Annotated in this window: 14 protein-coding genes; 12 read left to right on the top strand and 2 right to left on the bottom strand. The window is 65.1% G+C overall.

Annotated elements, in window-relative coordinates; translation table 11 throughout:
• Window positions 1–82 precede the first annotated feature (82 nt).
• A complete protein-coding gene (locus H6718_19100) occupies window positions 83–508 on the top strand; it encodes a ribonuclease HI (protein MCB9587517.1) in 426 nt (141 codons plus the stop codon).
• A 35-nt stretch (window positions 509–543) separates the two neighbouring features.
• On the opposite strand, the gene H6718_19095 is transcribed toward H6718_19100, so the two are convergent.
• Complete coding sequence (locus H6718_19095) at window positions 544–1,407, bottom strand: endonuclease/exonuclease/phosphatase family protein (GenBank protein ID MCB9587516.1); 864 nt, start codon at window positions 1,405–1,407, stop codon at window positions 544–546.
• A 54-nt stretch (window positions 1,408–1,461) separates the two neighbouring features.
• Between H6718_19095 and H6718_19090 the strand changes: the two genes are divergently transcribed.
• From H6718_19090 to H6718_19060, 7 genes are all read left to right on the top strand, one after another.
• Window positions 1,462–2,160 (top strand): crotonase/enoyl-CoA hydratase family protein, encoded by a 699-nt coding sequence (locus tag H6718_19090; GenBank protein ID MCB9587515.1) that lies wholly within the window; start codon window positions 1,462–1,464, stop codon window positions 2,158–2,160.
• Window position 2,161: 1 nt separating this feature from the next.
• Window positions 2,162–2,893 (top strand): nitroreductase, encoded by a 732-nt coding sequence (locus H6718_19085; protein MCB9587514.1) that lies wholly within the window; start codon window positions 2,162–2,164, stop codon window positions 2,891–2,893.
• Window positions 2,894–2,918: 25 nt separating this feature from the next.
• Complete coding sequence (locus H6718_19080) at window positions 2,919–3,497, top strand: hypothetical protein (protein ID MCB9587513.1); 579 nt, start codon at window positions 2,919–2,921, stop codon at window positions 3,495–3,497.
• 2 nt (window positions 3,498–3,499) lie between these two features.
• Window positions 3,500–4,081 carry a hypothetical protein gene (locus H6718_19075; protein ID MCB9587512.1) on the top strand — a complete coding sequence of 194 codons (582 nt, stop codon included), beginning with the start codon at window positions 3,500–3,502 and terminating at the stop codon, window positions 4,079–4,081.
• Window positions 4,060–4,653: a DUF615 domain-containing protein gene (locus tag H6718_19070; GenBank protein MCB9587511.1), complete on the top strand. Its 594-nt coding sequence runs from the start codon at window positions 4,060–4,062 to the stop codon at window positions 4,651–4,653. The genes H6718_19075 and H6718_19070 overlap by 22 nt, the downstream gene beginning before the upstream one ends.
• 171 nt (window positions 4,654–4,824) lie before the next feature.
• Complete coding sequence (locus H6718_19065; GenBank protein ID MCB9587510.1) at window positions 4,825–5,286, top strand: hypothetical protein; 462 nt, start codon at window positions 4,825–4,827, stop codon at window positions 5,284–5,286.
• Window positions 5,283–6,620 carry a hypothetical protein gene (locus H6718_19060; protein MCB9587509.1) on the top strand — a complete coding sequence of 446 codons (1,338 nt, stop codon included), beginning with the start codon at window positions 5,283–5,285 and terminating at the stop codon, window positions 6,618–6,620. The genes H6718_19065 and H6718_19060 overlap by 4 nt, the downstream gene beginning before the upstream one ends.
• A gap of 48 nt (window positions 6,621–6,668) precedes the next feature.
• Here the strand turns inward: H6718_19060 and H6718_19055 are convergent, their stop codons facing one another.
• Complete coding sequence (locus H6718_19055; protein MCB9587508.1) at window positions 6,669–8,180, bottom strand: aldehyde dehydrogenase family protein; 1,512 nt, start codon at window positions 8,178–8,180, stop codon at window positions 6,669–6,671.
• A gap of 160 nt (window positions 8,181–8,340) precedes the next feature.
• Here H6718_19055 and H6718_19050 point away from each other — a divergent pair, with 160 nt between their 5' ends.
• The 4 genes from H6718_19050 to H6718_19035 all read left to right on the top strand — a co-directional run bounded on the left by H6718_19050 (window position 8,341) and on the right by H6718_19035 (window position 13,430).
• Window positions 8,341–10,287 (top strand): cyclic nucleotide-binding domain-containing protein, encoded by a 1,947-nt coding sequence (locus tag H6718_19050; GenBank protein ID MCB9587507.1) that lies wholly within the window; start codon window positions 8,341–8,343, stop codon window positions 10,285–10,287.
• The gene (locus H6718_19045; GenBank protein ID MCB9587506.1) at window positions 10,284–11,123 is read left to right on the top strand and encodes a hypothetical protein; all 840 of its coding nucleotides are present in this window, start codon (window positions 10,284–10,286) and stop codon (window positions 11,121–11,123) included. Before H6718_19050 ends, H6718_19045 begins: the two co-directional genes overlap by 4 nt.
• A 100-nt stretch (window positions 11,124–11,223) precedes the next feature.
• Window positions 11,224–12,060: an N-formylglutamate deformylase gene (gene hutG, locus H6718_19040; GenBank protein ID MCB9587505.1), complete on the top strand. Its 837-nt coding sequence runs from the start codon at window positions 11,224–11,226 to the stop codon at window positions 12,058–12,060.
• The gene (locus tag H6718_19035; GenBank protein MCB9587504.1) at window positions 12,057–13,430 is read left to right on the top strand and encodes a formimidoylglutamate deiminase; all 1,374 of its coding nucleotides are present in this window, start codon (window positions 12,057–12,059) and stop codon (window positions 13,428–13,430) included. Before hutG ends, H6718_19035 begins: the two co-directional genes overlap by 4 nt.
• The last annotated feature ends 1 nt before the right edge of the window (window position 13,431 follow it).

The raw sequence follows: 13,431 nt of genomic DNA, 5'->3' as shown, positions 1-13,431 counted from the left end.
GGACGATTTTCCAGCCCCCAGCCGCCGGAAGTTCCACCCTATTTCCCGTGCAAACAGCTATAGCCCCCGTGTGACGACGACCGTGTACACCGATGGCGCCTGCAGCGGGAACCCCGGCCCGGGCGGCTGGGCCTGGGCAACGGACCGTGAGCATTTCGCATCCGGCGGCGAAGGCCACACCACCAACCAGCGCATGGAAATCCGCGCGGCATTCGAAGCGGTGAAGACGCTGAGCGGCCCGCTCGAGGTGGTGAGCGACTCGACCTACGTGGTGAACTGCTTCAAGGACCGCTGGTGGGCGGGATGGCACAAGCGCGGCTGGCTGAACAGCCAGAAGAAGCCCGTCGCCAACCGCGACCTGTGGGAGCCGTTCATCGAGCTGGTGAACAGCCGGGGGGACGTCACGTTCCGCTGGGTGAAGGGCCACAGCGGGCACCCGATGAACGACTTCGTGGATGAGCTCGCGGTCGAGGCCGGTCGCACTCAGGCTCCACGTCGCTCGCCTTGAGCGGCACGTTCGTTCAGATTTTCCGCGCGATTATTTTAGTCTTCACAAAGCACGTCGACACTGAGCGGGTAATGGTCGCTCGCCACCTCCGCCAGCTCCCCACGGTGGATGCGGGCCGAGCCTGAGACGTAGCGTTGCTTGGCCTGGGGCCCGAGCAAGGCGAAGTCGATGCGATTCGTGTGTGCGCCACAGCGGTAGCTCGGAACGAGCACGCCATCTGGTTCCAGCTCTTCGGCGACGGGATCCCAGAGCTCCGGATTGCCCAGCAAGGGCTCCAGGGTGGGGTCGCGAGGCGCGGCGTTGAAGTCACCCATCACGAGACACGGCTTCTGCAGGTGCCGGCGCATCAAACGCGCAGCGGCTCGGGCCTCTGCGTTCCGCACGGTACCAGCCGTGTGGCGCATCCAGGCGTAGGAGCGCAGGGACTTCAGGTGCGCCACGAACAACTCGACACCGCTCCCGACATCCACGGACACCCGGGGGAAGTCGCGCTGAAAGCGCAACGGCTCGAGGCGCGAGTCCCGCGACGCTTCCCGTGTGGGATAGTCTTCCAGCGGATTGCCGACGTCGTCCCAGAGCACCGTCTCGCGATGGGAAGAGATTGCGAACGTGAAGCGACTCAGCACCGCGAGGTGGATCCCGAGGCTCGAGTTCGAAGGGCAGAACGTCGACTGAGGATACGGGTCCCGGAGCAGCCCCTGCAGGCGGTCCAGCGCCTCGACGCTGCCTACCTCTTGCAACGCAAGCACATCGGCCTGCGTGGCGTCGATCATCGCCGCGACCGCCCGCCAGCTGGCATCGGACTTCTGGGGACGCCGACCGCGGCTCGGCCCTTCGAGCACGAGCATGCGCACGTTGTACGTCGCGAAGCGAATTGGACGGGAGGCCGGAGAATTCATGAGGGGCGCCCTCGGACTTTGCGCCAGCTCGGCCTCGTGGCACAAGCCGAAGCCATGGCAGACAGCATCCAGTACGAGCTAAACGACGGTGTCGCGATCCTGACTTTGGACGACGGCAAGGCCAACGCCCTGGGTCACGACGTGGTGATGAGCCTTGGCCAACACCTCGACAAAGCTGAGCAAGAAGCCAGCGCCGTGCTGATCGTCGGCCGCGAAGGCAAGTTCTCCGCTGGCTACAATCTCAAAGAGATGATGGCCGGCCCGGACTCCGCCAGGAAGCTAGTCAAGGCGGGCGGCGAGCTGATGATGCGCATCTTCACCTTCCCTCGCCCGGTGGTTGCAGCCTGTACTGGGCACGCCTTGGCTGCGGGAGGGATCTTGCTGCTCGCTTGCGACCTGCGCATCGGGGCCGACGGTCCGTTCAAGATCGGCCTAAACGAAGTGCCCCTGGGGATGACGCCGCCCATGTATTTGGTGGAGCTCGCTCGACATCGCCTGAGCAAGCGCTGGTATACCCGCGCGGTAACGCAAGGCCAGATCTTCAGCCCGTCCGAAGCCGCTGATGTTGGCTACTTGGATGCTTGTGTTGGGGGAGAGGAGCTCCTCAGCCTGGCGAAGGCCGAAGCCAAGCGCCTGGGCGCTCTGCCCCATGGCGCCTTCGCCGAAGCCAAGCGCCGTGAGCGCGAAGCGCTCGCCACCGCGGTGCTGCAAGGCATCGACGCCGACATGAACAGCTTCAAGCTGGACGGCTGAGATGACTGAAGACTTGCACTGGCCGGCGCTCGAGGATCCCCACGCTTCCGAGTGGGCGTTGCCCAGCGCCGCTGCCGAGAGCCTGGAGGCCATCGTGCGCTCACGACGCTCGGTGCGCGGCTTTCTGCCGAAACCCGTTGCTGAGGAGACGCTGCGCGCAGCGTTCCAAGTCGCGCAGGCGGCGCCGTCGAACTGCAATGTGCAGCCGTGGCGGGTGTACGTGGCCTCCGGCGACGCTCGCGACCGCATCCGCGCGGCACTGTTGGAAGTTGCAGGCCAACCCGGGCGCCCCGATTTCGACCGCGGCGCCGACTTCAAGGATGAGTATCGACGCCACCAGGTGGAGTGCGCCGTGGCGCTCTACAAGGAGCTCGGCGTCGAGCGCCGCGACGTCGAGGGCCGCAAGCGCGCTTTTCTGCGCAACTATGAGCTCTTCGACGCGCCCCACGTCGCCTTCATCGGCATGCACAAGAGCTTCGGCTCGAGCGTGGTGGTGGATGTCGGCATCTACCTGGGCCACCTGATGTTGGCGCTCACCGCCTGTGGCGTCGCCAGCTGTCCCATGGGCAGCCTACGCAACTACCCCGACGTGGTGCGCCGCGAGCTTCAGGTGCCTGAAGACATCGGCATCTTGGTGGGGCTGTGCTTTGGCTACGAAGACCACCAGGAAGCGGCGAATCGCACGCGAACGACACGCGAGTCGCTGGACGCCAACGTCACATTCCACCGCTGAGCGGCCGCTGCTAGGCTCCCCAAAGATGGCTGACCCGCGGCTTCCGTCAACGCACGTTGCGCGCTCGCTGCGAGTCGCGGTCGTGGTGACGGTGAGTGCCTCCTCGAGCTGTGGGCACCCGCCAGTCAACCGAGCTCCGAATCGCGCGCCACAAAGCGCGAACACCACGAGCCCAAAGCCCGCTATTGCCCAGCCGCCCTCGAGTTCCAGCGCAACAGCCAGCAACACCGTGGAGGACGCACTGGTCGAGGACGCGGAAGGCATCACCAACGAGCCTGAGCCCGGCCCCGAGCCGAAGCGTTCGTACAACCCGCACGACTACACGCTTCAGCGCAACCCAGACCACTACATCGGCAAGGTCATCCTTCGCGAGTCGGATGGGACCTGCTTCATCAAGGGCAAAATCCCCGGAGGCTGTCAGCATACTGGTCCCTGCTTCGCCGCAGTCACGGTACCCTGCCCCAAAGAGATGCTGGATCCAGCCTACGCGCAATGCCGCGCCGGAGTCGTGTACGAGAACCCCGCGGACCATACGTGTGGGTGCTGGGAAATTGGCAACCCAGCGCGGTTTCATCTGAACGACTGCCCCGAGGAGACCAAGTAGATATGTTTCTACACGGCAACAAGCTCACTCCCCAAAACCGTGGACGCACCCTGCGAGCAGCCTTCGTCGTCACGGCGGCTGTCGCGGCAGCTTGCAATCACAGCGGCAACGAACCGCGAGATCCCGACATCATCGCCGGGAACCCGCCGGAGCCGACCTCGGACCCCACGCCGGTGGCGACAGGAGAACCCGAAGTCGACGCAGCGCAGCCACCGGGCAGCGCCTACGTGCCGGAGCCGCCGCCAGAGATCCACCGTAATCCCCCCGCGCCACAGGTCAGCTGGTCCACGCACCAAAAAGTGCTCAACCCAAGGAACAAGGCGGGACGCGTGATCAAGCGCGCCTATCAGGGCGACGGCTGCTTCGTCGACGGCGACTTCCCCAAAGGAGAGCGACCGCCCCCGGGCAAGGCGCCGCCGGAGGTCAAAGTGGACTGCCCGGCTGAGCTCAAAGACCCGGCCTACGAGAGCTGTCGCGGTGGCACCCTGCAAACCAACGCCGAGGGCAGCTCCTGCGGCTGCTTTCACATGGGCAACCCTCCCCCACCCCCGAACCTGAATCCATGTCCCAAAAGCCCAAGCTAGAGACGGAAGAGCCGGAGACGATTTTTCTCCGCGGCAATGACGACGGCCGCCCGTCGCGGACCAAGCGGCGCGAAGAAGCACGCGCAGGAGAAGCCAGGGTGCGCGAGCTCGTGGAGCAGCTCATCGCGCTGGGCGCCGCGAAGCTCCGTCGCCTCGACCTCCCAGAGCAGCTCGAGGACGGCATCTTGCTTGCCGGGGAGCTGCCGCCGAACAAGGCACGCCAGCGCCAGGTGAAGCTCCTGGCGCGGCACCTCGCAGAGCTCGATCACGAGACGATTCGCCGCCGCCTGGCCACACCTGGAGGCATTTCGAAACCGCGCGGCAATACCAACGAGTACGCAACAGACTGGCTGAATCGCCTGCTAGCGGGTAGCGACACCGAGCTCGACGAGCTGCTGGGCGTGCATCCGAAGCTCGACCGCCAGCAGCTGAGAAACTGGCTACGGGCGGCGCGACGAGTGGAGCCCGACGGCACTCGAAAGGCGCCCAGCGCAAAGGCGCTCAAGTCTCTTCAACGTTCCCTTCAAGGACTGAAGGCACCCGTAGCCGAAGTTTCCGACGAAGAGGAGTAGCGGAAGTACCCACCAATCGGCTGTGTTTTGACTGCTCGATCAAGGCTTTTGCACGTCAAAACGCGCCTACCAGGTGTCAAAAGATCTCGCCCAGCTTTTGCGAACGTTTAGACCTGAAGCTAGCTCGTCTTTGAGTTCCGAATCGCGGCCTCTCTGTTAGGCTCGCTGCAAATGAAAGCTCTCCTCTCCAGCGCCGTGCTGTTGTTCCTCGCGGCGCTAGCCCTCCCCGGTTGCCCAGGTGAGTTGGAAGATCCGGAACGCTTCTCGACGGTGTGCGATCCGCCATCGCAGATCTTCGCGAAGAGTTGCGCGGCCTCCTCCTGTCACGACGACAAGAAGCCCGAGGCCGACTTGGACCTCAAGTCGGCGGACGTCGCCGCTCGGCTGATCGATGTGCCCGCGCACTGCTCCCAGCCGGATCCCAATGACCCGGAGGCGTGTGTGTGTCCCGATCGCTTGCTGGTCGACTCGCAGAACCCCGACGCCAGCTACCTGCTGGAGAAGGTCTCTCAAGACGTGCCCGAGTGCGACGACCGCATGCCCCTCTTGACCTCCAACCTGCGCTCCCGCGACGTTGAGTGCTTGCGCACTTGGATCCTCGAGATCACGGGCAACGCTCCGGAGGAGATGTGAGAGACATCACGCGCAAGGCTGCGGCCCATCTCCGCACGGCAATGATCATGAAGCACTGTGTCCGTCTCTGTGTCGCGCTGGTCCTGAGCTTGTTCGGGTCGAGTGCGTTCGCCAAGACGAGCATCGTGATTCGCAACTTCGAAGGGGCGCGAGGCGATCAGGCCCGCGCCTGGGTGGTCAAGCTCCTCGACAACGACGCGGACTACGACGTCGTCTCCAAGAAGAAGCTCGAGGGCGCAAAGGCAAAGCTTGATGGCAGCCCCGCGGGCTACCAAGCCGTCTCGCAGGAGCTCGGCGTGGCGGCTGTGCTCGAGGGTGTCGTCAGCCACAAGGGCGCGAAGTGGAAGCTCGAACTCAACGTCGTCGATGGCGCCAGTGGTGAGAGCCTCGACGTGCTGGAGTTCAAAGGCAACTTCCCCGCAGGCCTGAAGAAGACAGTCAACAAGGAGCTCCAAGAGAAGCTCAAGGGGCCAATCGCCAAGGCTCAAGTCGCGAAGGCGCCCGAGCCCGAGCCCAAAGACGAAGCGAAGGATGAGGCCAAGGACGAGCCCAAAGACGAAGAGCCCAAGGACGAGCCCAAGGACGAAGAGCCCAAGGAGGACTCTGGCTCAGCCGGCGATCGCGACGCGCTGCGAGTTTCGCTGCGCGGCGGGGTGATGAATCGCAAGTTCGAGTACACCGACGACCTGAACGGAACGCTGCGTCCCTACGAGCTCGGCGCGGCTCCGTTCGCTCGCCTCAATCTGGAGTGGTACCCGCTCGCGAGCGGCGACAGCGCGATTGGGAACTTGGGCCTAGTAGGCGGCTACCAACAAGCCTTCGCGCTCAGTTCCGAGACATCCGACGGGAGCGAGCTCGACACCACGAGTCACGAGTGGGACGTCGGTCTGCGTTGGCGCTTCCCCTTGGGCGACCATGAACTCGGCCTCAGCGCGCGCTACGGCCAGCACCAGTTCGAGCTCGACGACGGCAACAGGAACTTCATCCCCAGCGTGACCTACGGCTACATTCGGCCGGCGCTGGACGCACGCCTCGGTTTCGGCTCGGTGTTCCTCGGGCTCGGGGTGGGTTACCGCATCGTCCTCGATAGCGGGGAGTTCGCTGAGCAGCCCTGGTTCCCCGATCAGAGCGTGGGAGCGGTGGACGGCCACCTAGAGTTTGGCCTTGGCATTGGCGACCTGGATCTGTTCGTCGGGGGCGCGGTCGAGCGCTACTTCTTCACCCTCAACCCAGATCCGGACAACGTGGGCGTGACTGACGACGGGGACGCAGTCGCCGGCGGCGCCCTCGACCAGTACCTCTACGGGTACCTGGGCTTGGCCTACCACCTCTGATGGTTCCACACGGATAGCCTCCGCAGGCTATCCGCCGCACGCCGTCGCTCAAGCGTTCGGCGGCGTGCGGATCACCATCAGCCGAGGCTCGGTCATGTCCTCCATCGAGTAGCGGATCCCTTCACGGCCGAAGCCGCTGTCCTTCACGCCGCCATACGGCATGTGGTCCACGCGCCATGAGGGCACATCGCCGATCACGACGCCCCCCACGTCGAGCTCGTCCCACGCCTGGTGCGCGCGGTAGAGATCGCGCGTGAACACTCCAGCCTGCAGGCCATAAATGCTGTCGTTGACCTCCGCGAGGGCGTCTTCGAAGCGGCTGAACCGACTGAGCAGTGCAACCGGCCCAAACGCCTCCTCGGCGTAAAGCTCGGTGTCGCGGGGGACGCTCTCGAGCAAACAAGCCTCGAGCATCGCCCCCTTGCGGGCGCCACCGCAGAGCAAGCTAGCGCCGCGCTCCACCGCCGCCTGGATCCAACCCTCCAGGCGCTGCGCCTCCTTCTCGGAGATCATCGGACCGATGAAGGTCTCGGGGTCCTTCGGGTCGCCACTCTTGAGCGCGCGGGTCCGTGCAATCAACCGCGCCTTCAGCTCGTCGTAGATTGACTCGTGGATGATGATGCGTTGCACGCCGATGCAGCTCTGACCGGATTGGTAGAACGCGCCCACGATCAAGCGATTGGTGACGTCCTCGAGGTCGACGTTTTCGTCCACGATGCAGGCCGCGTTGCCGCCAAGCTCCAGCACCACTTTCTTCTTGCCCGCCGCAGCTTTCAGATCCCAACCGACGGCCTGGGACCCCGTGAAGGAGAGCAACTTGAAGCGCTCGTCCTCGGTGAAGGCGGTCGCTGCGTCGCGCCGGCACGGGAGCACGCTGAAGGCGCCTTCGGGCAAATCTGTTTCCGCAAGGATTTCACCAATCATCAGCGCACCGAGGGGCGTGAGGCTCGCCGGCTTGAGCACGAAGGGGCAACCCACCGCGAGTGCCGGTGCGATCTTGTGCGCCGCGAGGTTCAGCGGGAAGTTGAACGGACTGATGAAAGAGCAGGGGCCAAGCGGGACCCGCTTGACCATGCCCGTGTAGTCCTTGGCCCGCTCACTGATCGCCAGCTCGAGCACCTGACCGTCGAGGCGCACGGCCTCTTCCGCTGCGTAGCGGAAGGTGTCGATGAGACGCGTCACCTCACCGCGGGAGTCCTTGATAGGCTTCCCCGCTTCCAAGCAAAGCGCCATGGCTAGCTCGTCGAAGCGCTCCTGAAAACGCTTCACGCAGTGAGCCAGGACCGCCTGACGTTGATAGGCTTTCATGCGACGCATGGGCTCAGCCGCCGCCGCACAGGCGGCAATGCCGCGCTCAATCACCGCGGCGTCCGCCATCGCCACCCTCGCGATCGGCTCCCCGGTGTACTTGTCGGTCACCGTCAGGTCCGCGTTGGGTCGTTCGGCACGCCCGGCGACGAACAGCGGCCAGTCCCCGCGTGCGCAGAGCGCTTGCACCAGCGCGTTCGCGCCGGACAGTCTGGAGCTATCAGCAGACGTCGAGTCGGTGTTGGAGGTCATGTCTCACACACCAAAGCACATCCGATGCCGCGCTCCCAGAGCCCCTAGTTCCCAGAGAAAAGCCCTAATCGCGCAGCTCGCCGAGGGGTCCCAGAACGACTCGATTCCGAGCACACTGTGGCTATAGCGCTCGTCGCCTAGGGGCGTATCCTTGAAGGTCATGTCCTGGAAGATCCGCAAGCTGCGTGAAGCAGCCGAAAATGCGCGACGCCGGGATGACTATGCCGAGCTGGCGTCGCTCTACGAAAAGCTCGAACACGCCGATCCCGCGGAGCCGGAGTGGGCCAAGCGTGCAGCGGACGCGTATGCGCGCCTGAACCGCCAAGACAAAGAACTCGCAGCACTGCTTCGCGCCGCCGAGGCTTACTCCCAGGCCGGTTTTCTGCTCAAGGCCGTCGCGGTGTGTAAGCGCATCCTTCGACTCGACCCAAGCCACACCCAGACCCAGGAGAGGCTCGCCGAGCTTCATTCCGGCCGGAAACGCGGCCTGCAGCGGGTGGTGACGGAACCCGAGAAGATCGCGGCGCGTTCTCCGCATATCTTCCCGCCGGCTCCGCGCGAGCACAAGACCCCCGATCCGGCACCCGTGGTCGCGCCAGAGCCCGCGCCAGTGGTCATCCCGAACCCGAGCCCGACGGTTCAGCGCGCACCCAAGCCCAAACCTCGGAGCGCCGCGCTGCTCAGCGCGCTACGCAAGGAGCGGCTCAACGTGGTCGGCAGCCGCGAGCACGCTCGCCCAGAACCGGCAGCCCAGCCGGCAGCGCCGCCCGTCGTGCCTACCGCGCTGGCTAGTCCCCGGGTCCTAAGCGAACCCAGTCTCGCTGCTGAGCCTCGGCGAGAACAGCCTGCGCCGGAACCCGTGCGCTCCCCCACGCCCGCACCCTCTGAGCCGCGCGTCTCGATCACCTCGAGCGGCGCGCAGCTCGAAAGACGCAGCATCCCGCCGGGGGTGGCGCTTCAAGAGGTGACGCTCTCCGAAGTGGTGCCTGCATCTCGACGCCTGACGCCCGCGGGTCGACGTGCGGTCTATGAAATCCCCCTGGAAATAGACTTTGTCGAAATCGACGACGCTGAGCTGCTCGAGGCAGAGCCGGCCAGTTTACCCCCCGTGAGCGAGCCGTGGCCTGATCTAGACGCGGCAGCGGGCCCGGGGGCGGAAGCACACCAGCCCTCGGAGTACGAAGCCCCGACCGCGGAAATCGCTGATGCCTATGCGGAGGAGGAAGACGAGGAGCCGGGAAGCCGCCCCATCGACCTCACGCTGGAGCCCGCACGAAGCCAGGAGATCAGCGAAGTTGGCATCACGCTCAGCCGGGTGCCGCTCTTCAGCGAGCTCGACGCGCTCACACTCGCGGCGTTGATCCAAGGCGTAGAGTTCTTGGAAGTGCCGCGGGGCGAGCTGGTTTACTCAGCCGGCGACACCGCAGACCGCCTGTTCGTGGTCGTGCAGGGCGAGGTCACGCTGCTCTCTCCCCCCCCGAAAAAACTGGAACTGGGGCGTTGTCTCGAGAACGAGTTTTTTGGAGAGCTTGGGCTGCTCAGTGATTCGGTGCGACCCACGTCAGCCGTCGCCAGCGAAGACACAGAGCTGTTGGTGATCGATCGCTTGTTGATCTCCGACCTGGCGGCGAGTGAGCCGAGTGTGCTGACCGTGCTGCTGCGCTTCATTCGTGAGCGATTGGTCCAGGCGCTCGTGTTGACGAGTCCGTTGTTTGCGCCGTTTGCCGGAGGAGAACGCCGTGCTCTGGCCTCGCGCTTCCACTTCTTGGAGGCGGAATCCGACGCCGAGCTACTGACGCGCGGAGAGCGCGCCGACGGCCTGTACATCCTGCTGAGCGGAGAGGCCGAAGTAAGCTTCCGCGGGGAACCCCTGCAGAGCCTGCTACCCGGTGACGTCTTCGGCGAGCTGTCGCTGATGGACGGCTCCCCGTCCGAAGAAAGCGTAAAGAGTCTCAGCAAGTGCTTCGTGCTGCGGCTGGACGCCAAGGATTTCCGCGAAATCATCATGACCCACCCCCAGGTACTTGAGTACCTCGCGGAGCTGGCCGAGGCGCGACGCGAAGTCCGCGAAGGCCTGTTCAGCGACTACCCACCGCCGCTCTCGTGACAGACGATACCTTCAAGCGCGCACTACACGCGATTGAGACCCGGGATGCTCAGGAGATTGAGTATCTGCGCGACCGCGTGACCCCCGACCTCGTCACGCGCCTGCTCGAGACCTGGCGCGGATCCTTGCCCTGGGACGCGAAGGATCTCTACGTCGCGCTGTTGATGGACCAAAGCGACAATCGCATCGAAGGCATCATGCAGGACGCGCTCGCCTCACCCAGCGTGGAGTCCCGGGCGTACGCGATTTGCTACCTCGACGCGAGCTCGTCGAGCTTTACCGAGCTCCTGAGCAAGAGCGGCTGGATTGACCCGAGCAAGGTCGACGAGCGAGTGAAGAGCTACAAGCGACGCGCCGGTATCGTCGACCGCCCAGCGGCTTGTCCTCAGTGTGGCGCACCGCTGAAGATAGATCCTTACGGCAACACCGCGGTGAGCTGCGAGTACTGTGGGCAGCGGGCCTCCGCCGCGCTCGACGCGGACCCAGGCAAGTTCTTCAGAGAGGGGCGCCACTGGGAGATCCGCACGGGTGTCCCCATCTCCAAGAGCGATCCGGAGCTCAGCCAAATCACCAGCGTGATCCCCTTGGATCAAGCTGCCATGAAGTTCCGCGCGATGGACCGACCGTTCGGCCCCGAGATGGCGCTGGTGGTGCAGCTCGTGCGCTTCGACGGCGCACAGGAGACGACGCTGACCACGAGCACCAATCCAGTGAAAGCCGAGAGCACCACGCTCTACAAGAGCTGGACCATTCCGCGGCGCGCCGACTACGAGCTTCGGGTGTGGAACGCCAAGTCCCAGACCCTGCTGGCGTCGACCCGCTTTCGCATGGTGTGAAGCGACCGAGGGGCTCAGCCAGGGCCGCAAGTTTTGGGGGTGAGGAGCGCTGGTCCTGCTCGGATTGCGCGCCGTGGGCGTTCCGCGCTACCCCTCGCTCATGAGCGCAGCCGAATCCACCGGATACACGCTGCAGCGCGGCGAGAGCCCGTTGCTCGTCAGTGTTCCTCACTGTGGCACGGCGCTGCCTGAAGAGCTGAAGCGGCGCTTGGTCCCCGAAGCGCTCACGCTGCCGGACACCGACTGGCACGTACACCGGCTGTACGACTTCGCTCCGGCTCTCGACGTGACGTGTTTGTTCGCGCACTACAGCCGCTACCTGATCGACCTCAACCGCGATCCGAGTGGCGCATCGCTCTACCCGGGACAGAGTGTGACCGAGCTTTGCCCCACCACCGCCTTCGACGGCAGCGAGCTGTACCAGCCGGGGCAAGCCCCTGAAGAGGCGGAACAGCGAACGAGACGGACTCAGTACTTCGAGCCTTACCACCGCGCCCTCCAGGCGGAGCTCGCTCGGCTGAAGGCGCGCCACGGGTTTGCGATCTTGCTCGACGGTCATTCCATCCGCGCGGAAGTACCTCGCTTCTTCGAGGGACGCCTGCCCAGCTTGAACTTGGGAACGGCTGACGGCTCGAGCTGCGACGCAGCGTTGCAGGAAGTCGCCTGCGAAGTGCTCGAGAGCTGTGGGATGAGCTGGGTCGCCAACGGACGCTTCAAGGGCGGTTACATCACGCGGCGCTTCGGTCAGCCCGCTCACTCCGTGCACGCTCTACAGCTCGAGATGGCTCAGGCAGAGTACATGCTCGAAGCACCGCCCTACGCGTGGGACGAAGCGCGGGCCGAGCCACTCCGCGGCGTGCTGGAGCGCTTGGTGCGGGCGCTGCTCGCTTGGCGCCCAGCAGTCCGAGGCGCCGCTGAGCAAGGAGGCAGCGCGTGAGCCGCCGTGTCTTGGGCTGCGACGCTCTCTTCGATGGCATCAGCTGGTACACACCCGGGTTCATCGAAGTAGAAGCCGGCAGGGTGCGCCGGGTGGGGACCGGCGCCGAAGGCGTCACGGAGCAGGTGGCGGGCGTCGTGCTCCCGGGCATCCCAAACCTGCACTCCCACGCCTTCCAGCGCGCCTTCGCCGGCGAAACCGAGCAGTCCGCTGGCAACGGCAAGGACAGCTTCTGGAGCTGGCGCGAGGCGATGTACCGCTTCGCCGAACGCCTCGATCCAGACGCGGTTGAAGCCATCGCCGAACAAGTCTTCCTGGAGATGCTCGAGGCTGGCTACACCAGCGTCGCGGAGTTTCACTACGTCCACCACGCGTCTGACGGAGAACCGTATGCGGATCTGGCAGAGCTCGGCAGGCGAGTCGCCGCCGCAGCTCGTTCCGTAGGGATCCGCCTCACGCTGCTGCCCGTATTCTACGAAGCCGCTGGGTTCGGGCCAAAGCCCATCGAGGCGGGGCAGAGGCGATTCTACAATTCTCCCGAACGCTACCTCGACCTCTGGCAAGCTTTGGAGCGCGAACAAGACGGCTTGGTTAGCCTCGGCGCCGCTCCCCACAGCCTACGGGCAGCGCCTCTTGGCAGCCTCAACGCGGTGGTGCGCGAAGTGAAGCGCCGCGCGCCGGAAGCACCCATTCACATCCACATCGCGGAGCAGCTCCGAGAGGTGGAAGAGTGCCTGGCGCATCATCAGCGACGCCCAGTCGAGCTGCTGCTCGAGGGCGCGGCGGTGGACAAGACCTGGTGCCTGGTGCACGCAACGCACCTCTCCTCAACCGAACAGGTCGCGCTTGGCGGCGCTGGCGTCGTAGCCGGGCTGTGCCCGACCACGGAGGCCAACCTGGGCGACGGCATCTTTCCGCTAGGCAATTTCAGGCAGCACTCCGGTCGCTGGGGCATCGGCAGCGACAGCCAGATCACCTTGGACCCGGCTCAGGAGCTGAGGCTCTTGGAGTACACCCAGCGGCTGTCGCTGCATGCACGGAACACCGTCCTGAGCGGTGACGAAGCTGGGCACAGCGGGATGCGCCTGCTCTCCGAGGCCTTGCTCGGAGGCGCCCAGGCGCTCGGCTCGCCGGTGGGACGTCTGCTACCAAATTGCCCTGCGGATTTGATTTGTCTGGACCCGGCTCACCCGAGCTTGCTGGGGCGTGATCCGGAAACGCAAGTCGACAGCTGGATCTTCGCGAGCAATCGTCCTGCCGTCGCCCGGGTGATGGTGAACGGGCAGTGGTGTGTGACGGAAGGCCGCCATGACCGCCGCGAAACGGTTCAGCGCCGCTTCGCGAACTGTCTGCGACGACTCACAGGCTAGG

The sequence above is a fragment of the Polyangiaceae bacterium genome (genome assembly GCA_020633205.1).
Lineage (GTDB): Bacteria > Myxococcota_A > Polyangia > Polyangiales > Polyangiaceae > JAHBVY01.
The sequence above is the reverse complement of the archived record's forward strand: the minus strand, read 5'-3'. Positions and strand labels throughout refer to the sequence as shown.

Bases quoted from the DNA above. Each gene is read 5' to 3' on its own strand.
- H6718_19095 (MCB9587516.1), bottom strand. From the start codon at position 1,407: ATGAATTCTCCGGCCTCCCGTCCAATTCGCTTCGCGACGTACAACGTG.
- H6718_19090 (MCB9587515.1), top strand. From the start codon at position 1,462: ATGGCAGACAGCATCCAGTACGAGCTAAACGACGGTGTCGCGATCCTG.
- H6718_19085 (MCB9587514.1), top strand. From the start codon at position 2,162: ATGACTGAAGACTTGCACTGGCCGGCGCTCGAGGATCCCCACGCTTCC.
- H6718_19080 (MCB9587513.1), top strand. From the start codon at position 2,919: ATGGCTGACCCGCGGCTTCCGTCAACGCACGTTGCGCGCTCGCTGCGA.
- H6718_19075 (MCB9587512.1), top strand. From the start codon at position 3,500: ATGTTTCTACACGGCAACAAGCTCACTCCCCAAAACCGTGGACGCACC.
- H6718_19070 (MCB9587511.1), top strand. From the start codon at position 4,060: ATGTCCCAAAAGCCCAAGCTAGAGACGGAAGAGCCGGAGACGATTTTT.
- H6718_19065 (MCB9587510.1), top strand. From the start codon at position 4,825: ATGAAAGCTCTCCTCTCCAGCGCCGTGCTGTTGTTCCTCGCGGCGCTA.
- H6718_19055 (MCB9587508.1), bottom strand. From the start codon at position 8,180: ATGACCTCCAACACCGACTCGACGTCTGCTGATAGCTCCAGACTGTCC.
- H6718_19050 (MCB9587507.1), top strand. From the start codon at position 8,341: ATGTCCTGGAAGATCCGCAAGCTGCGTGAAGCAGCCGAAAATGCGCGA.
- hutG (MCB9587505.1), top strand. From the start codon at position 11,224: ATGAGCGCAGCCGAATCCACCGGATACACGCTGCAGCGCGGCGAGAGC.